The sequence below is a fragment of the Flavobacterium amnicola genome (assembly GCF_004122165.1).
Lineage (GTDB): Bacteria > Bacteroidota > Bacteroidia > Flavobacteriales > Flavobacteriaceae > Flavobacterium > Flavobacterium amnicola.
Genome location: NZ_SBKO01000001.1, coordinates 826,861 through 846,823 on the forward strand (window position 1 = coordinate 826,861; position 19,963 = coordinate 846,823).

General features: G+C 35.9%; 16 protein-coding genes. 10 read left to right on the top strand and 6 right to left on the bottom strand.

The genetic code is table 11. The features are described from left to right. Positions 1-27: 27 nt before the first annotated feature. Positions 28-3,462, bottom strand: a complete 3,435-nt coding sequence (locus EQG63_RS03705) for a T9SS type A sorting domain-containing protein (protein WP_129434553.1) — start codon at positions 3,460-3,462, stop codon at positions 28-30. Positions 3,463-3,567: 105 nt separating this feature from the next. Between EQG63_RS03705 and EQG63_RS03710 the strand changes: the two genes are divergently transcribed. Next, positions 3,568-4,236 carry an SCO family protein gene (locus EQG63_RS03710; protein WP_129434555.1) on the top strand — a complete coding sequence of 223 codons (669 nt, stop codon included), beginning with the start codon at positions 3,568-3,570 and terminating at the stop codon, positions 4,234-4,236. 88 nt (positions 4,237-4,324) lie between these two features. Further along, a complete protein-coding gene (gene mfd / locus EQG63_RS03715) occupies positions 4,325-7,624 on the top strand; it encodes a transcription-repair coupling factor (protein WP_164974462.1) in 3,300 nt (1,099 codons plus the stop codon). Here mfd and EQG63_RS03720 read toward each other — a convergent pair whose 3' ends face one another. The 3 genes from EQG63_RS03720 to EQG63_RS03730 form a co-directional block, all read right to left on the bottom strand. After that, complete coding sequence (locus EQG63_RS03720; protein ID WP_129434558.1) at positions 7,625-8,287, bottom strand: aspartate kinase; 663 nt, start codon at positions 8,285-8,287, stop codon at positions 7,625-7,627. A 72-nt stretch (positions 8,288-8,359) separates the two neighbouring features. Further along, positions 8,360-8,719, bottom strand: a complete 360-nt coding sequence (locus tag EQG63_RS03725; RefSeq protein ID WP_129434560.1) for a YraN family protein — start codon at positions 8,717-8,719, stop codon at positions 8,360-8,362. Beyond that, positions 8,719-9,621, bottom strand: coding sequence for a S66 peptidase family protein (locus tag EQG63_RS03730; protein WP_164974450.1), 903 nt, complete (start codon positions 9,619-9,621; stop codon positions 8,719-8,721). Before EQG63_RS03730 ends, EQG63_RS03725 begins: the two co-directional genes overlap by 1 nt. A 157-nt stretch (positions 9,622-9,778) precedes the next feature. On the opposite strand from EQG63_RS03730, the gene metG reads away from it, so the two are divergent. The 8 genes from metG (at position 9,779) to EQG63_RS03770 (ending at position 17,588) form a co-directional block, all read left to right on the top strand. Next, on the top strand, positions 9,779-11,839 hold the full coding sequence (gene metG / locus EQG63_RS03735; protein WP_129434563.1) for a methionine--tRNA ligase: 2,061 nt from the start codon (positions 9,779-9,781) through the stop codon (positions 11,837-11,839). A gap of 10 nt (positions 11,840-11,849) precedes the next feature. Then, a complete protein-coding gene (locus EQG63_RS03740; RefSeq protein ID WP_129434565.1) occupies positions 11,850-13,277 on the top strand; it encodes a hypothetical protein in 1,428 nt (475 codons plus the stop codon). Continuing rightward, positions 13,277-13,960 (top strand): HAD family hydrolase, encoded by a 684-nt coding sequence (locus EQG63_RS03745; protein ID WP_129434567.1) that lies wholly within the window; start codon positions 13,277-13,279, stop codon positions 13,958-13,960. The genes EQG63_RS03740 and EQG63_RS03745 overlap by 1 nt, the downstream gene beginning before the upstream one ends. Then, complete coding sequence (locus EQG63_RS03750) at positions 13,960-14,586, top strand: chloramphenicol acetyltransferase (protein WP_129434569.1); 627 nt, start codon at positions 13,960-13,962, stop codon at positions 14,584-14,586. The genes EQG63_RS03745 and EQG63_RS03750 overlap by 1 nt, the downstream gene beginning before the upstream one ends. 90 nt (positions 14,587-14,676) lie before the next feature. Next, a complete protein-coding gene (locus EQG63_RS03755) occupies positions 14,677-15,087 on the top strand; it encodes a BrxA/BrxB family bacilliredoxin (RefSeq protein WP_129434571.1) in 411 nt (136 codons plus the stop codon). A gap of 70 nt (positions 15,088-15,157) precedes the next feature. Continuing rightward, a complete protein-coding gene (locus EQG63_RS03760) occupies positions 15,158-15,892 on the top strand; it encodes a lysophospholipid acyltransferase family protein (protein ID WP_129434573.1) in 735 nt (244 codons plus the stop codon). Between the two features lie 51 nt (positions 15,893-15,943). Continuing rightward, complete coding sequence (locus tag EQG63_RS03765; RefSeq protein ID WP_129434575.1) at positions 15,944-16,942, top strand: acyl-ACP desaturase; 999 nt, start codon at positions 15,944-15,946, stop codon at positions 16,940-16,942. Position 16,943: 1 nt separating this feature from the next. Continuing rightward, on the top strand, positions 16,944-17,588 hold the full coding sequence (locus EQG63_RS03770) for an HD domain-containing protein (protein WP_129434577.1): 645 nt from the start codon (positions 16,944-16,946) through the stop codon (positions 17,586-17,588). A 30-nt stretch (positions 17,589-17,618) separates the two neighbouring features. Here EQG63_RS03770 and EQG63_RS03775 read toward each other — a convergent pair whose 3' ends face one another. Both EQG63_RS03775 and EQG63_RS03780 read right to left on the bottom strand, forming a co-directional pair. Beyond that, a complete protein-coding gene (locus EQG63_RS03775) occupies positions 17,619-19,163 on the bottom strand; it encodes a hypothetical protein (RefSeq protein WP_129434579.1) in 1,545 nt (514 codons plus the stop codon). Between the two features lie 15 nt (positions 19,164-19,178). Then, positions 19,179-19,961, bottom strand: a complete 783-nt coding sequence (locus EQG63_RS03780; RefSeq protein WP_129434581.1) for an enoyl-CoA hydratase/isomerase family protein — start codon at positions 19,959-19,961, stop codon at positions 19,179-19,181. Between the last annotated feature and the right edge of the window lie 2 nt (positions 19,962-19,963).

The window sequence follows — 19,963 nt, forward strand, 5'->3', positions numbered from 1 at the left end:
ACCGCTTTGAAGTATAATGTATTATAATTAATTTTTAATAATTCTTTTTACGATGTTTTGTTTGTCAGAGATTATTTTAACAAAATAAATTCCAGTTGCGGTATTCGACAAATCCAGTTGGTATTGATTTTGTATTATTTTTCCGGTTTCAAAAATAATTTTTCCAGCAACATCATATACTTGTAATTTATCGATTGGTTTATCACCCAAAGAAATGGTAAAAATATCTTTTGAAGGGTTAGGATAAATCGCGATGTTTTTTAACTCAAATTCTTGGTTAGAAAGTGTGCCTTCAATTACAAAATCGTCAACGGTTACTCCTAAATCGGTTTGTGCACCATCGGAATGGAAAACAATTCTAAAAATCACATTCGATTGCCCTATTAAACTGTTTAATCCATAAAAATAAGTTGTTAATGCAGGTACGGCACCCGATCCATTGCTTCCACCTGTTCCACCTGTCCATTGCGCTCCAGGACAATTATAGCAATCATTTCCCGCAGTAGCTACTGTTCGATTACTATTGTACCAATTAGTGCCTTGCGTTCCTAAGACTGACCATGTTTGTCCCATATTGGTAGAGTATTCAACATAGACAACATCCCAGTTTTCTTCTAATGCAAATCCCATTTTGAATCGAATAACTGGGTTTACAGCATTGGTTAAATTATAACATTTTGAATATAAAAACTCCTTTTTATTGTCGGCATAATTAGAACTAATGCCTACAGTATACACATTATTTCCAGGAGTGGCTAAAGCACCATTCGTATTAATTCCTTTTTGCCAAACACCAGAACAACCTGCTGCTGAAGTTAATAAGTCATCGGTTGCCGATTCAAATGTATTAATTACACCTAATGCTTCTGAATTATTGATATAAAATACTGTTTTTCCAGAATTATTATCGGAATAAGCATCTCCTGCTACATTAGCAATTATATTTAAAGTATAAGCTCCTTTATTTGAAATGGTTATCGTTGGAATATTAATGTTTTGAGTAGTATTTGGTGAAATAGTTCCATTCCAAACATAGTTTTGTGCACCTGTTCCGTAATCATAATTTAAAGTAACTTGACTAATAGCCGTTGAACCGTTATTTTTTACAGTTACTACAGGTGAAATATTTCCCGCGCAGTTAATTTCTGAGGTTGGACTTGTAATTTCTACTAATTTCACATCGTTTGATACTGTTTCAGTAGGAATTGGAGTTTGCCAAATGCCACGACCATAGGTAGCCGCTGTTAGAATATTGTCTTCTAAGTTTACTTCTAAATCGGAAACTGATACATTCGGTAGGTTTATTTCAAATGGCTCCCATTGCGCCATTGAATCATCGCGGTAATATACTCCCAAAGAGGTGCCTAAATACAACGGATTTAAAGAATGTCTGCCTTGGTGTTTGATTACATTTTTTCCAACAGCAGGTAAATTTTGAGAAAAAGAAGTGAAAGTCGCACCTCCGTCTGTCGATTTTAAAGCCAATCCTCCCGTTCCAGAAGTGGTTAAATACACAATACTGTTATTGGAATGATTTACACATATAGAAGTTATAGTCCCAGTTGCGGTATACACTAAACTGAAATTTATTCCTTTGTCAACACTTTTGTATAATTGACTTCCATTTGAAACAAACATGATATTATCATTATTTGGAGCGACTGCAATTTGTTCTACATCTCCTGAACCAATTGTAGTATTACTTTGCACATCCCAGTTGAAGGTACAAGTATTTAATTTGTAGAGGCGATTATAACCTGCAAACAAATCTCCAGAATTATTCATCATTAAAGGAGTCACCCAATTTCCACCATCGTCATTGGTACCCGTTTCGGTAGCGGGAGCACTAACGCCAGTTCCAACGCTTTCTCCAGCATCATTACTAATGTATAAACCACCTCCAAATTGAATAAAGCCATAATAATTATTACTGTTGGTAGGGTCTACAGCTGTATCCATACCATCGGCTCCATAGTAGTTTTTCCAATTATTGCTACTGTAAGCATGTCCGCCATTGTCTTGCAAACCACCCACCATTTTGCCAGCGGATTGTTTGGAAACGGCTACTTTATAAAACTGACTAATTTGCAATCCAGCTGTTAAGTCGGTAAAGTTAATTCCGTTATCTGTAGATACATAAATACCTCCATCAGTTCCAGCATATAATTTTGAACCATAATAACGTAAAAAATGAATATCGGCATGGGTATAAGCAGCACCAGTTGGGTTACTCCAATCGTTAAGTTTGGTAAATCCTAATCCACCGTTGGTCGATTTCCAAACGTTCAATACACCGGTATAAATTTCATCCCTGTTAGAAGACGAAACAGCTAGCGCCATGTCATAATAGGCTTGACCTGAACCATCAAAAATAGCAGGTGTTGCTGCTGTAGAAATTTTGGTCCAGTTGGTACCCGAATTCGTTGATCGATATATCCCTTGAAATGCTTGGGCGGATGTTGAGCTTAAAATATAAACATAATTTGCATCGGCTGCAGTAACATCAAGATTTAACCTTCCTGAAATAGCTGGTAAACCAGTGTTTATTTGTGTAAAAGTATCTCCTGTATTGGTTGATTTGTAAAAACCAGTATTACTCACCGCATACACGGTTGTAGGGTCACCTGGTTTTAATCGAATATTTCCTTTGGAAAAATTCCCAGTTCGGACATTTGTCCAAGTTGTTCCTCCATTGGAAGTTTTAAAAATACCCGTATTGGTAGCACACCATAAAATTTGGTTGTTACTAGGATGCATGATGATATCACCTGCATAATCAGACGTTCCGGCAAATGAAAGTCCTGTAGTGTTCCAAGTAAGTCCGCCATTTGTCGATTTTAGTACTCCGACCGAATAGGTGTCTTGACCATCTTTGTCACCCGTTGCAATATAAATTACGTTAGAGTTAGTATGATCTACGGTAATACCCGAAACGCCAATTTGTGGCAATTGATCTGATAATGGCGTCCAGTTAGCTCCCGAATTAGTAGATTTCCAAATCCCACCGGCTGGCGCTCCAATATAAATTGTATTGGCGTTTGAAGGGTCTACATATACAAAGTTAACCCTACCTTGACCCGAAGACCAAGACCCAGTATTGGTATGAGTAAAAGGCCCAATTGGCGTCCAATTGCTAGTTGGTAATGTTCTTGAAGTATTCTTTTTAGCATTATTTTTTTGTCTCCAAGCGTTCCAAAACTCTTCAGAAGTAAGTACGGTGCCATCCTCTTTTACAAGATTTTGCCAATAATTTTCCCAACGTTTAAATGGTTTGAAACCGCTTCCTTTTTTTCTGAAATCTTTATCTTTCCAGTATTCGTTAAACGAATTGGTGATTTCTTGAAAGTTTCTTGCTTGTTTTGAATCTCCTTTGTTCTGCATCCATGGTGCGTCATCGCTATATTGTCCAAAGCTGACAAAAAAGGAAAAAAGGAGTAATACAGTGGTGTAAAATTTGTTCATAGTAGTTAAATTTCATCAAAAATAAGAAGGAACGGTGTTAAATAAAATTATTTTGAAGCTTTTTAACAAAAGTCATTTCAAATTCAATTAATTTTGCAAATAAAAATGTTGCGATTTTTAAATAGATTTAAAACGCTTTTAGTAGTACTATTCTTCCTTTCAATAGTTATTATTTCGTTGTTTTACTTTGTGTTAAACCCAAAAAAAACATTACCTGTATACACTCCTTCCATTGTGAATCCTGAATTGGTTGACACCACTGTTCAGCACATTGCAAACAATCATTTTATTGCCGATTTTGCCTTTACCAATCAAAACGGAAAGACCATTACTCAAAAAGAATACGAAGGAAAAATTTATGTGGCCGATTTCTTTTTTACAACCTGTCCATCTATTTGCCCCTTAATGACTGATAATATGGTGTGGTTACAAGAAAAAATCAAAAACAATCCGAAAGTAATGTTGTTGTCACATTCCGTGACGCCCGATATCGATAGTGTTCCTGTTTTAAAAGCCTATGCCAAAAGAAAAGGCGTGTTAGATTCGAAATGGAATTTGGTTACCGGCGATAAAAAAGACATTTATTACATCGCAAGAAAATCGTATTTGGCGGTTAAAACAGGAAATCCTTCGGAATTATACGATATGGTGCATACTGAAAACTTTGTGCTGGTAGATGAAAAGAGACGCGTTCGCGGATTTTACGATGGTACCAAACGTGAAGAAGTTGAAAAACTGTTAGCCGACATAAATTTCCTTAGTAACAAAGAATAATTTTCAAACCATTTTTACTTCAAATACAACCATCTTGAACGCTTCAATCCTTACGCAAAAATTTGCCGAACAATCCAAAATCATCCAAATGGCTACTGCTATTTCGGGGGATGCTAAAATTCAAGTGAAAGGATTATCGGGTTCTTCTTTATCTTTTGTGTTGGAAGCACTTTTTCATAAAACGGAAAATTCTTTTTTATTGTTATGCAACGAAAAGGAAGAAGCGGCGTATATTTTAAATGATTTGGAAGAATTATTGGGTGATAAAGATGTATTGTTTTATCCAAGTTCCTACCGGAGACCCTATCAAATAGAAGAAACTGATAATGCGAACGTCTTGCTTCGTTCGGAAGTATTGAATCGTATTAATTCTCGCAAAAAACCAGCCATTATTGTGTCGTATGCGGAAGCTATTTTTGAAAAAGTAGTGACCAAAAAAGAACTGGAAAAAAATACCTTAAAAATTGCGGTTGGGGATAAAGTTTCCATCGATTTTATCAATGAAGTCTTGTTTGAATACGAGTTTAAACGTGTCGATTTTATTACCGAACCAGGAGAATTTTCGGTTCGTGGAGGTATTTTGGATGTGTTTTCATTTTCTAATGACAATCCCTATCGCATCGAGTTTTTTGGAAATGAAGTCGATAGTATTCGTACGTTTGATGTGGCATCGCAATTGTCTGTCGAAACCAAAAATAAGATTACCATTATTCCCAATTTTGAGAATAAACTTTTACAAGAAAAAAGAGAGAGCTTTTTAGACTATATCCATCCTAAAACGACTTTATTCATTCAAAACACGGATTTACTAGGTGCAAATCTGGATAAGTTGTTTAGTAAAGCGGAAGAAAGTTTCGAGAAATTATCCAAAGACATCAAACACGCTTCTCCAGAAGAATTGTTTGTCAATCAAAAAACCTTTTTAAAACAAGCCTTGAACTTTTCGGTGGTGGAATTGGCTTCAAAACCATTATTTAAATCAGAAGCTACTTTTGAATTTTTAATCAAACCACAACCGTCTTTCAACAAGCAATTTGATTTGTTATTGCAAAATCTGAAGGAAAACCGTCAACTCGGAATTAAAAATTATTTATTCTGTTCTAACGAGCAACAAGCCAAGCGTTTTCATGATATTTTCGAGTCTCTAGACGAACAAGAACACGAACATTTCACCAAAGATTACGAAACGATAGTTTTGCCATTATACCAAGGATTTATCGATGAAGAAAACGGAATTGCCTGCTATACCGATCATCAAATTTTTGAACGTTATCATAAGTTTTCTATCAAAAATGGCTATTCCAAAAAGCAAACCATCACGTTAAAAGAATTGAATTCACTTTCGGTTGGCGATTATGTGACGCACATCGATCACGGTATTGGAAAATTTGGAGGATTGCAAAAAATCCAAGTGGAAGGGAAAACCCAAGAGGCAATTAAATTGGTTTACGCCGATAATGATATTGTGTACGTGAGTATTCATTCGTTACATAAAATTTCGAAATACAATGGGAAAGATGGCGTGCCACCTAAAATATACAAATTAGGTTCGGGCGCTTGGAAAGCCTTAAAACAAAAAACCAAAGCACGTGTCAAACATATTGCGTTCAATTTAATTCAATTGTATGCCAAACGTCGATTAGACAAAGGCTATGCCTTTGCTCCGGATAGTTATTTGCAACATGAATTGGAAAGTTCCTTTATTTATGAAGATACGCCCGACCAATTAAAAGCGACGCAAGAGGTTAAAGCCGACATGGAAAACGAACGTCCGATGGACCGCTTAGTGTGTGGTGATGTGGGCTTTGGAAAAACAGAAGTCGCCATTCGTGCTGCTTTTAAAGCGGTAGACAATAGCAAGCAAGTGGCGGTATTGGTGCCTACGACCATTTTGGCCTATCAGCATTATCGAACGTTCAAGGAACGTTTGAAAGGAATGCCGGTTACGGTAAATTATATCAACCGTTTTCGAACCGCCAAGCAAAAAGCAGAAATCTTAAAGGATTTGGAGTCGGGAAAACTCGATATTTTAATTGGTACGCACCAATTGGTCAGTAAAAATGTCATTTTTAAAAACCTTGGACTTCTAGTAGTAGACGAAGAGCAGAAATTTGGCGTGAACGTTAAAGACAAATTAAAAACCATTGCGACCAATGTCGACACGTTAACATTGACGGCTACACCAATTCCAAGAACATTGCAGTTTTCGTTGATGGCGGCGCGCGATTTATCGGTGATTACTACGCCACCGCCCAACCGTTATCCAATTGAAACGCATGTGGTAGGTTTTAATGAAGAAGTGATTCGTGATGCGGTTTCCTATGAAATTGAACGTGGCGGACAAGTATTTTTTATCAATAACCGAATTGAGAACATCAAAGAAATAGCGGGAATGATTCAGCGATTGGTTCCCAATGCGAAAGTAGGAGTTGGTCACGGTCAAATGGAAGGCAAAAAACTGGAAGAAGTTATGCTTTCGTTTATGGAAGGCGAATTCGATGTTTTAGTGGCTACCACTATCATTGAAAGTGGTTTGGATGTACCGAATGCGAATACTATTTTTATCAATAATGCCAACAATTTCGGATTATCCGATTTGCACCAAATGCGCGGTCGTGTAGGACGAAGCAATAAAAAAGCGTTTTGTTATTTTATCACGCCTCCGTATTCGGCGATGACCGAAGAAGCGCGTAAACGTATTCAGGCTTTGGAACAATTTAGCGAATTGGGAAGCGGTTTCAATATTGCGATGAAAGATTTGGAGATTCGTGGTGCTGGTGATTTATTGGGTGGCGAACAAAGTGGTTTCATCAACGAAATTGGATTCGAAACCTATCAAAAAATCATGCAGGAAGCCATCGAAGAATTGAAAGAAAACGAATTCAAAGATTTGTATCCGGACGAAAATACGCCAGAAACCAAAGAATACGTCAAAGAATTGCAAATTGATGCCGATTTTGAATTGCTTTTCCCTGACGATTACATCAATAGTGTGACCGAACGTTTGAGTTTGTACAACGATTTGGCGTTAATCAAAACCGAAGAAAAGCTGCAAGAATTCCAACAACAATTGGAAGATCGCTTCGGGAAATTACCCAAACCTGCGGTAGCCTTGTTAGACAGTTTGCGTTTAAAATGGATTGCGACGCATTTGGGAATTGAAAAACTAGTCTTGAAGCAAGGGAAGTTTTTATGTTATTTCGTAGGCGACCAACAAAGCGAATATTACCAATCGTCGCGTTTTCATAAAGTCTTGCAATTTGTACAGCAGCATTCTAATTTGTGCAAAATGAAAGAAAAAGAGACCAAAAATGGTCTCCGTTTGTTATTGACTTTTGAAAATGTAAAATCGATTAAAAAGGCATTGGAATTGATGGAGATGGTGTAATTACTTCGTCAATTTTAAATCTTTGATAATCTTAAAGGCTTTGTCCACCACATCTTCGCTGACTAATACTGTAAATTCATTGGAAGTGGAAATCACTTCGTAAATGATAATGCCTTCCCAAGCCAAACGTTGGAAAATGAAATAATAAATTCCAGAAGTCGTCGTGTTTTCTTTGGGTAATTTTACCGTTACCGAAGATAAATTCTCTAGTTTTTGGGTTTGTTTTTCACCTTTGAAGTATTTTTCGACCAAATGTCCCAAACTATCACTCAACACGATATTGGTTTCGTGAACCCCACGCGATGAGGTAAAAAACACATCAGGTAACTGATTGATTTCAGCAATCAAGTCGGCTTGTTTTGAAAAAATAGTATCAGAAATTTGAAAGGTAAAATCGGTTAAAGAAGAACGGACTGTTATTTCACCAATTCCTTTTAACACTTTGGTTACTTTATGGTTGACTTGAAAATCTAAATCTTCCGAAAGCCGCTTTAAGGCCATAATGACCGCACCTTGCTTTACATCTTTCCCTAATTCGGTTTCTAAATCTTCCGTCATAATTCTGGCCAAAGAAGTGAGATTAATGATGCCTTGCGATAAAGCATTCAGCAAGAAAGGTTTGGTTTTGATGTAATTTTCTACAACAGAAGAAATGGTTTTCATTATTGTTTTGATTTAAATCCGAGGCAAAGATAAAAATAAAACAAATTGTTACAAAAATTAAAAATTTAAATCTTAAAAGTAATAAAAAGCATCTTCTAAGTGTTCGATGTTAAATTTTTTGTCAGTTTTAACAACAGAAATAATATCAAATCGAATGTCTAAATCCAAGTTGGTTTGTTGTACATATTCGTCGATGGCTTTGACTAAGAGTTTGATTTTCTTTTTATCCACAAAATCTTCTGGATTGCCATAATCGGTTGAGGTTCTTGTTTTTACTTCCACCACAATAAGCCAATCTCCTTTTCGAGCAATGATGTCTATTTCCGCTTTTTGAAAGACAAAGTTTTGTTCTAAAATGGTGTATCCGTTTTCTTGAAGGTATTCAACTGCTTTGGCTTCACCTTGCTTTCCTAATTCGTTATGTTCAGCCACTATCTTTCAAAAATAAGTTTAGAACATTCACTATTTACATCCAAAGTCACTTGACTACCGAATGGTAACGCACGATTGTCTTGGATATGACCTGCTGGAAAATTATAGACAATCGGAATGTTGTATTTTTTGGTCACATCTTCAATGATTTGCAAAGCATCTTTCCCCCACGGAATATCGTTGTCTTTCATTTTGGTCATACCGCCCACTAAAATCCCTTTGATGCTTTCCAAACAACCGTTGCGTTTCAAATTCATCATCATTCGATCGATATGGTACAAGTATTCGTCTAAATCTTCAATAAATAAAATTTTATTCTCACAATCTATAGCGGAAGGAGAGCCAAACAAACTGTATAAGATCGATAAATTTCCACCTACTAATTCGCCTTGGGCTTTCCCGAATTTATTCATCGGATGCGGTAAAATGTCGTATTCCAATCGCTCGTGTCCAAAAAGAGCAACTTTCATCGATTCTTTAGCGTCTTTACTGGCTCTGGCAACCGTTACTGGCATTATTCCGTGAATTGATTTAAATCCCATCGTATTCAAATGACTGTGTAAAACCGTTACATCACTAAAACCCACAATCCATTTTGGCTGTTGTTTGAATTTCGTAAAATCCAATAAATCAACCATACGAACCGTACCATAACCACCACGAACACACCAAATCATCTTAATATTTGGGTTATCCAATTGTTCTTGAAAATCTTTAGCACGTTGCTCGTCGGTTCCCGCCAACTGGTTTAGATCTAAACCAATGGTGCTCCCAATTTTAACTTCCAATCCCCAACTTTTTAGTAAATCAATGGCGGGTTTTAAATTGTCGTCAATATTTTTACGCGCAGTTGCTACAATAGCCACGGTGTCGCCTTTTTGTAAATAAGGAGGTGTAATCATCTTTTTTTGTGAATAGGATAATGTTGATAGAAATATTAAAATTGAAAGGATGCGTAGCATTTGTAATATTTATTCTTTTCAAAAATAAATAAAAATATATTTAAAATTCGTGAATTCGTGGCTAATCAACTATTTTTGCAGTCAATTTTAATGAATTATGTTACAAAATCCGAAAAGATATACAATTACGGCAGCATTGCCTTATACCAATGGCCCTATTCACATTGGACATTTAGCAGGTGTTTATGTGCCAGGCGACATTTATGCGCGTTTTTTACGTTTACAAGGAAGAGATGTGGCCTACATTTGTGGAAGTGATGAGCACGGCGTGGCGATTTCGATGAAAGCCAAAAAAGAAGGTATCACTCCGCAAGAAGTAATTGACAAATATGATGGAATTATTCGTCAGTCGTTTATCGATTTCGGAATTTCGTTTGATAATTATTCAAGAACATCCTCCAAAATTCACCACGAAACGGCTTCGGCCTTTTTTAAAAAATTATACGAAGACGGAAAGTTCATCGAAGAAACGACCGATCAATTATACGATGAAAAAGCCGATCAGTTTTTGGCCGATCGATTCGTAACCGGAACTTGTCCAAAATGTGACAATCCGGAAGCGTATGGCGACCAATGTGAAAAATGTGGTTCGACTTTAAACGCAACCGATTTAATCAATCCGAAATCAACCATCACTGGAAGTACTCCCATTTTAAAATCAACCAAACACTGGTTTTTGCCTTTAAATGAATATTCCGACTTTTTACAAAAATGGATTGTGGAAGGGCACAAAAACGATTGGAAACCGAACGTGTACGGACAAGTAAAATCGTGGATTGACGGCGGTTTAGAGCCTCGAGCCGTAACCCGTGATTTGGATTGGGGAATTGATGTTCCCGTAGAAGGTGCCGAAGGCAAAAAGCTCTATGTATGGTTTGATGCGCCTATCGGTTATATTTCCTCTACCAAAGAATGGGCAGCTAGAGAAGGAAAAGACTGGGAACCGTACTGGAAATCGGAAGATACGAAACTGGTACACTTCATCGGAAAAGACAATATTGTATTCCATTGTGTGATTTTCCCTTCGATGCTAAAAGCCGAAGGAAGCTATATTTTACCAGATAATGTTCCTGCCAATGAATTCTTGAATTTGGAAGGCAATAAATTGTCAACGTCTAAAAATTGGGCGGTTTGGTTGCACGAATATTTAATCGATTTCCCTGAAAAACAGGATGCTTTACGTTATGCTTTAACGGCTAATGCACCCGAAACCAAAGACAACGACTTTACTTGGAAGGATTTTCAAGCGAGAAATAATAATGAATTGGCCGCTATTTTCGGAAACTTTATCAACCGAGTGGTGGTATTGACCAATAAATATTACGAAGGAGTTGTTCCTACGCCAAACGAATTCAATGAAGTTGACCAAGCGACTTTAACCGAATTAAAAGCCTATCCAAAGGTGATTGCCTCGTCTGTGGAGCGTTATCGTTTTAGAGAAGCATTGGGCGAAATGATGAATGTAGCGCGTTTGGGTAATAAATATTTAGCGGATGAAGAGCCTTGGAAAATGGTGAAAACCGATCCGGAACGTGTCAAAACACAAATGTATGTCGCGTTACAAATTGCGGCGGCGTTACAAGTGTTGTGTGAGCCTTTTTTACCGTTTACATCCAAAAAATTGAGCAATATTTTAAAATTGGACGAATTGAATTGGAATAAAGTTTCAGAAACGTCCGATTTATTACCAGCCGGGCATCAAATTGGTGAAGCGGAAATACTTTTCGCTCAAATCGAAGATGCTGAAATTCAAAAACAAATTGACAAACTGGAAGCTACTAAAAAAGCTAATGTAGTTGCCACAAATAATACGATTATGCCACAAAAAGAAACGACTACTTTCGAAGATTTTTCTAAAATTGATTTACGCGTTGGAACCATTATCGAAGCGGAGAAAATGCCCAAAGCCGACAAATTGTTAGTCTTAAAAGTAGACACCGGAATTGATGTGCGTACGATTGTTTCAGGAATTGCAGAGCATTTTACTCCAGAAGAAGTAATCGGAAAAAGAGTGACTGTATTAGTCAACCTAGCACCAAGAGCCTTACGTGGCGTAGAAAGTCAAGGCATGTTGTTGTTGACGAACAATGCGGAAGGAAAATTGGTTTTCATGTCTCCCGAGAAGGATGGAGTGGAAAATGGGGCGACGATAGCGTAATTCAAAAACCATGAATAAAATAATTATAGCACTAGTTTTAAGTCTTTTAGGAGCTAAATCATTTGCACAAGATTTAGTAAAAACTATTAACTACACCGTTCCAAAAAAATCAGAAATTTTTCAAATTGTTGAAGAAGAAAAAAAGCAACTTTCGTTGTTTTTTTGTACTAACAAACAAATTTCAAGTTTACGATTTAATGAAAATTTTGAAATTATAGATTCCTTAACAACCAATCAAATCGATAAAAAATTTGATGAAATTATTGGTTATAGTTTGTCGGGAGATAAATATTACACGTATTGGACAAACGGTAAGGACTATATTTCAAAGGCATTTGATTTTAAAAACAAGAAAATTGAAAGTAATAATTACGATGTGATTTTAGAAAAAGAAAAAATCATTAAAAAATTATCGATTAATAACTTGTTTTATTTAATCACGGTTAGTAAAAATTCAAGCCTATTAAATTTTTACGTTTTCAATGATGGTAATTTTACCAAAAAGGTGGTTGATTTCTCTTCAAAAATATTTTATAATACCTATGATAAGGAAGCGTTATTATCCAGTGTTTTTTCTGAAGCTACTGCGATGGAAAACCCCTATTCATTACAAAATATATCTAATGATAGTCCAGCTTCTTTAGTGTTTACAGCGAATAAAAGAAAATGTTATAACTATGGAGATCAATTTATCATAACGATTGACAATAATAAAACTTTTACGCAGTATGTTTCTGTAAATCTAAAGGATTTTACTTCCGATTATAAAATATTTGGACAACCAGAAATTATTGAAAATGTTGACATGACAAATGATTCCAATTCCTTTCTTCTGGAAAAGAATTTAATCCAAATACGTTTAAATTCTGATAACATGACCATAGCAGTCAAAGACTTTGAAAACAAAACGGTTAAATCATTTAAAGCAAACTCTAAAGAAGAAATTTCATTCAAAAATTCGGATATAGTACAGGAAAATAAAAATGTTAAATCGGTAAGAATTTTAGATAAGTCCAATCAGTTTATACGTAAAATATACAATCTTAATCCATCATTATCGTGTTATATTAACAATGATAATTATTATTTAACAATAGGTTCTGTGTCTGTTTTAGAGAACAACAATGCTGCATTATATGGCGCAATGCTTGGCGGGTTGACAGGAGCATTAATAGGTGCTGCGTTAACTTCCAACTATTCTACCAACAATCTTAATTCCTATCACGAAAGAAAAGTCGTTTACATAAATAGTATTCTTGATAAAAATTTTAATCATGTTGCTGGCGATGCCAAAAAATTAGCATTTGATAAATTGAGAAATTTTGTTGAAGAACACAAAAATGTACAATATAGAACCATTTTTAAAAGAGGAAATAGTTTATATTTTGCAGGATATACTGGTTTAAATACCTATTCATTTTATAGCTTTAAAGACTAATGAACCCTAAAGTAATCGCTTTCGATGCCGATGATACCCTTTGGCATAATGAACCTTATTTTGACGAAGCACAAGCCAAGTTTTGTGATCTTTTTCGAGACTTTGGCTCACATCAAGAAATATTGAGGTTAATCTTAACGCATCAGGTACGAAACTTGCCTTTATACGGTTTCGGAATCAAGGCTTTTACCTTATCTATGATTGAATCGGCGTTAGAATTGACCAATCACCAAATTTCAGGAAACGATATTCAAAAAGTAATTCAAATAGGAAAGGAACTATTAGCAAAACCGGTCGAATTATTACCAAATGTGGTAGAGGTTTTAGAAGCCTTGAAAGGAAAATACAAACTTATTGTGGCAACTAAAGGGGATTTAAAAGACCAACACCGCAAATTGCACGATTCGGGTTTAGGACATTATTTCCACCACATTGAAGTCATGAGCGACAAAACCGATTCGGATTACCAGAAAATGCTAGGCCGTTTGGATATTTTGCCACAAGATTTTATGATGATTGGGAATTCGTTGAAATCGGATGTCTTACCCGTTTTAAATATTGGCGGTTACGGGATTCACATTCCGTACCACACCACTTGGGAATATGAAAAAATCGATTTTGAAGTACAACATCCTAACTTTAAAGCGATTGAAAATATCACAGAAGTTTTATCTTTGGTATAATGATGCAAAAACTTGATCTCAATACTTGGAACAGAAGGGAACATTTCGAATTTTTTTCGGCAATGGATGAGCCTTTTTATGGGCTAACCGTTAAAATAGAGTGCACCAAGGCTTACGAAAAGGCAAAAGAATTGGAAATCCCGTTTTTTACCTATTACTTACACAAAACGTTGGTGGCGATTAATGCCATTGAAAACTTCCGATACCGAATCATTGACAAAGAACCCTATGTTTTCGATAGAATTGATGTTTCTTCTACGGTGATGCGCGCCGATAAAACCTTTGGTTTTTCTTTAATCGAATTTGATCCAGATTTGCATAAATTCCATCAAAATCTCGAAGCAGAAGTAGCTAGAATTCAAGAAACTTCTGGTTTGATAACTCGAGAATTCAATGATCCCAATTTGATTCATTTTTCTGCACTACCTTGGGTGGATTTTACGTCGATGTCCCATGCACGAGGCTATTCCTATCCCGATAGCTGTCCAAAAATATCTTTCGGAAAATTAACCGAAGGAAACGGTGTAAAATCAATGCCCATGTCCTTACACGTCCATCACGGATTGGTAGACGGGTATCATGTTGGTTTGTTTTTAGAAGAATTCCAAAACCAAATGAATGCCTAAAAAACATTCGTTAAAATCCTATTAATTATAAATCCTAAAGTTTAAAAACTTCGTACCTTTGTACTCGTTAACATTTTAACTTAAAGAATTATGTATCCAGAAGAAATGGTAAAACCAATGCGTGCCGAATTATCGGAAGCCGGTTTTCAAGATTTATATAGTGCTGAAGCAGTAGAAAATGCTTTGGCTCAAAAAGGAACTACTTTGGTAGTGGTCAATTCAGTTTGTGGTTGTGCAGCAAGAAATGCACGTCCAGGAGCTAAAATGAGTTTAGAAAATGCTAAAAAACCAGGTCAATTAGTGACTGTTTTTGCAGGAGTGGATAAAGAAGCGGTAGATGCTGCACGTCAGCATATGTTCCCGTTTCCTCCTTCATCACCAAGTATTGCGTTGTTTAAGGATGGCGAGTTGGTACACGTTTTAGAACGCCATCACATTGAAGGTCGTCCGGCAGAAATCATCGCAGAAAATTTAAAAGACGCTTACAACGAGTTTTGCTAATAAAAAAGACAGTAAAGTAAACCACGTTTCGGCGTGGTTTTTATTTTTTTAACTGATTGTTTTTTGCTTTATGGAAAAAATTATTTCGTACCCTATTTCTATAATTTATTACGCATTGTTTTTAAGCTGTTTGTTGGTTTTTCATCCCATACAGTGGATTTGTTTGAATGTTTTTGGCTATCAAGCGCATAAAAAAAGTGTCGATTATTTGAATTTTTGTTTGGCACGATGTACCAATTTGTTAGGAACACGATATGTTTTTAAAAACAAAGAACTGATACCGGAAAACGCTCCAATCATTTTTGTAGCCAATCATCAGAGTTTGTATGATATCGTAGCCATGATCTGGTACTTGCGTCGATTTCATGCAAAATTCGTCAGTAAAAAAGAATTAGGAAAAGGAATACCAAGTGTATCGTATAATTTAAGACACGGCGGTTCCGTTTTAATCGATAGAAAAGACCCAAAGCAAGCGATACCAACAATTATGGGATTGGGGGCTTACATTGAAAAGCATAAGCGTTCGGCTGTGATTTTTCCAGAAGGAACAAGAAGTAAAACGGGAGTGCCCAAGAAGTTCTCTGAAAACGGATTGAAAATGCTGTGTAAAAAAGCACCATCCGCCTATGTAGTGCCCATTACCATAAACAATTCGTGGAAAATGGTTAAATTTGGCAGCTTTCCGATGGGATTAGGGAATAAATTAGAATTTATAATTCACGAACCTTTAAAAGTTTCCGAGTATTCGTTTGAGGAAATTTTTACTAAAACAGAAAATGCGGTAACGCAATCAATAAAAAATTAATCAGACTTTAAATTCTAATATCTAAAATCTAAAGTCTAAAATATATTTAAAATGTCAATACAAAATGTGCGTCGCGAAGTGATGCAATTTTTAGAAAAAAATATCGACTCTTTTGTTGATACCTATTTGATGCCCGTTGAAAAAATTTGGCAACCTAGCGATTTATTACCCAATTCTGAAAAAGATACGTTTTTAGAAGAGGTGACCGAATTACGCGAAATTGCAAAAGAATTACCGTATGATTTTTGGGTGGTTTTAGTCGGAGATACAATTACCGAAGAAGCTTTACCAACCTATGAATCATGGTTGATGGATGTTGAAGGGGTTTCTCAAAAAGGAGAAGGCGGTGATAACGGTTGGGCCAAATGGTTGCGTCAATGGACAGGTGAAGAAAACCGTCATGGCGATTTGCTGAACAAGTATTTGTATTTGTCAGGTCGTGTGAACATGCGTGAAGTTGAAATCACTACCCAACATTTAATTAATGATGGTTTCGATCCCGGAACCGATAGAGATCCGTATAAAAACTTTGTCTTTACGAGTTTTCAGGAGTTAGCTACTTATGTTTCACACAACCGTGTGGCACAAATTGCGAAAAAATTTGGTGATCATAAATTGTCTAAAATCTGCCGATTAATTGCTGGAGACGAAATGCGTCACCACCATGCCTATTCCGAATTTGTAGATAGAATTTTCAAAATTGACCCAAGCGAAATGATGTTGGCCTTTCAATACATGATGAAGCAAAAAATCACCATGCCAGCGCATTTGATTCGTGAATCAGGAGAGGCAATTGGAACCGCTTTTGAAAAATTTTCCGAATCGGCACAACGCATTGGAGTGTATACCGCTATGGATTATGTAGAGATTTTGCAAAAATTAATTGATCGTTGGGAAATTGATAAAATTTCTGATTTATCTGATGAAGCGGAAAAAGCCCGTGATTACCTAATGAAATTACCAACCCGAATGACCAGAATCGCCGAACGTTTAGTCGTTCCTGCGGAAGAAAAATTATTCAAATGGGTACAACCAGCAATTGTAGTATAAGATGGGTTTAATTGATGCTACGATTCTTTTTGTAAAAGAAAAATTGCACGATGCCGAAGGTGGACACGATTGGTTTCATATGGAACGTGTGTATAAAAATGCGGTATTGATTGCCCAAGGTGAAAATTGTGATTTAACCGTTGTTAAATTGGGCGCTTTATTGCATGATATTGCCGATAGTAAATTTAACGATGGTGACGAAACAGTCGGACCCAAAGTTGCTCGTGATTTTTTGGAAAGTCAAAACGTGGAAGAAACCATTATCCAACACGTGATCAATATCATCGAAAACATTTCATTTAAAGGCGGAAATTTCGAAAAGCAATTCCACTCTAAAGAATTGGAAATTGTACAAGATGCCGATCGTTTGGATGCTCTTGGCGCTATAGGAATTGCCCGAACCTTCAATTATGGCGGTTTCAAGAATCGAACGCTTTACAATCCAGCTATTCCACCTAAACTAAATATGAGTAAGGAAGAGTATAAGAAAAGTGATTCGCCAACATTAAATCATTTTTACGAAAAATTATTATTATTGAAAGATAAAATGAATACCCAAACGGGACTTAAGATTGCAGAAGAACGCCATCGTTTTATGGAAGTATTCCTGTCGCAGTTTTATGCTGAATGGGAAGGAGAAAAATAAAAAAGAGAACCATTTGGTTCTCTTTTTTAGTTATAAAGTAATTTTTAAAATCTGTTTTTTCTTGCCTTTTCGCCCCAAGAAATAAGTTGAATTACCTGAAATCACACCATTCGAAACCATGAATGGTACTTCATTTTCTTTATCGTCCAATACCTCTTGATAATCAAAATTTCCGTCCTGATTAATTCGGATGATATTTAAGTTTGATTTGTTGGTACTGGTTTGTCCGAATTGAATACGATCATTGCTTAATTTTCGTACTTTTTCACCAGTATTAATAAAGAAATAAGCATTACTGTCTTTTTCGGTTGAAGTATACGATATATACGAATCATCGCCTCCAGTTGATTGGCGTTTGTTGATGTTTCTTGCCCAAACGATTTCTCCAGAAGAATTTAATAAAGCACTCACAATATCGTCGTAATGATAGGTATAACGCCAATATCCTCCATATTGAGTGGCAACATAGGTCGAAACTATATAGAATTCTTCAGCATTAAAGAGAATTTCATTATTTTTAGTGGTGATAATTTTGCGAAACGAAAGATTTTTCAACTCTTTGTCTTTAGACTTTCCATACTTGTCAATCATGAATTGTTCAGTAAAAGGATTGAATTTAGACTTTAATATTTCTAAATTATTTGGGTCTAATTGAAAGTAACTAATGCCTTTAAATCGATTGTCATTTTTGTCCGAATAAAATCCGAGACAAGATAAATTTCCTTCGTTAACAATTACTTTTAGGGAAGCTACAAAATGTTCGTTGGTATCGAAAGTTTGAATTTTTTCAGAATCGGAAGTAATTCTTGCCAATTCGAACTGGTATTTACCACCTTCTTTTTTCTTTTTCTTATCGTCTGTGTAGGCTTTTCCTAATAAAAATAAAGTACCGTCTTTGCTTATTTCGATATTTTCATATTTAAATTTCTTGTCTTTGAGCTCTCTCTTAAAAGTGTGATCAATCTTTTTTTCTAGACTTTTATTAAACAAGAATAATTTATGTGTTTCTGTTTCTTTGTTCTTAATGTCAACAGTTATAGCAAATGCACTTTTATCTTCATTAATAATCATTGCTGCTCCAGAATCACTGTCGAATCCCGATGTGGAAAAAAAGGAAAATTGTTTTATTTGTTCGCTATTAATTCGGAATAATTCTTTTTGTTTGAAGTTAAAATCATTGATATTTGATGTCATCGCAGAACAGATATACGCTTTCTGATCTTTTTCGTAGATGAAGTCAACAATATGGATGTTTTGACCGTCTAATATAAGCCCCAAAACAGAACTTTGTTTCACCGCTTTAGAGTATTTCAATTCATATTCATACTCTTTGATTAATTTCAAGTTCGCGTCGTAATGCTCAAAATAATAGCCAAAACCATTGGAAAAAGACCCGCCAGCATAGGAGCGTACAATAATGACGCCGTCATGGCCGTCATTTTCGGCTAAAACAATTGATGAATTTTTATATTCATCCTTAAATAATTCACTTTTTTTAATTTGAAAAGGGATTTCTTGTGCTACAGAAGTTAGCGTTAGCATTACAGTAATAATGCTTAAAATAGTTTTTTTCATTTATAATTTTTAATATTATTTTCCAGCAAATTCCGGTTTTCTCTTTTCTAAAAATGCTGTAGTGCCTTCTCTGAAGTCGGCGGTAGCAAAACACTCCCCGAATTTTCTAATTTCAACTTCAAATCCGTTTACGCCATCTTTATAATTGGCATTTACCGCTTCAATGGCCTTAGCAATGGCTACAGGAGAATTGCGTTGAATTTTATCGGCAATCGTCATATACGTAGCAAATAAATCGGCTTGTGGCACGACATGGTTAACCAACCCGAAATCTTTGGCGGTTTGCGCATCAATCATGCCTGCAGTCATAATCATTTCCATCGCGCGACCTTTTCCGATTAGTTGTGCTAAACGTTGTGTTCCTCCATAACCAGGAATAACGCCTAAAGAGGTTTCAGGTAATCCCATTTTGGCATTGTCAGAAGCAATTCGGAAATGACACGACATGGCTAATTCTAATCCCCCGCCTAAGGCAAATCCGTTAACTGCAGCGATTACTGGAGTTTTCATGTTTTCTACAAAATTGAACAACAAGTCTTGTCCTTTTGCCGCCAATAAAGCGCCTTCTTTATCTGAAAAATGAGCAAATTCAGAAATATCAGCACCAGCAACGAATGCTTTTTCGCCACTACCGGTAAGGATAACGGTTTTTACATTTTCGTTTTCGTCTAATTTTTTTAACCAAAAATGCAATTCCTCGATGGTTTCTTTGTTTAAGGCATTGAGTTTGTCTGGTCGGTTAATGGTAACTGTTGCCGTTCCTTTTTCGTGTTCGATTATAATATTTTTTGTTTCCATAA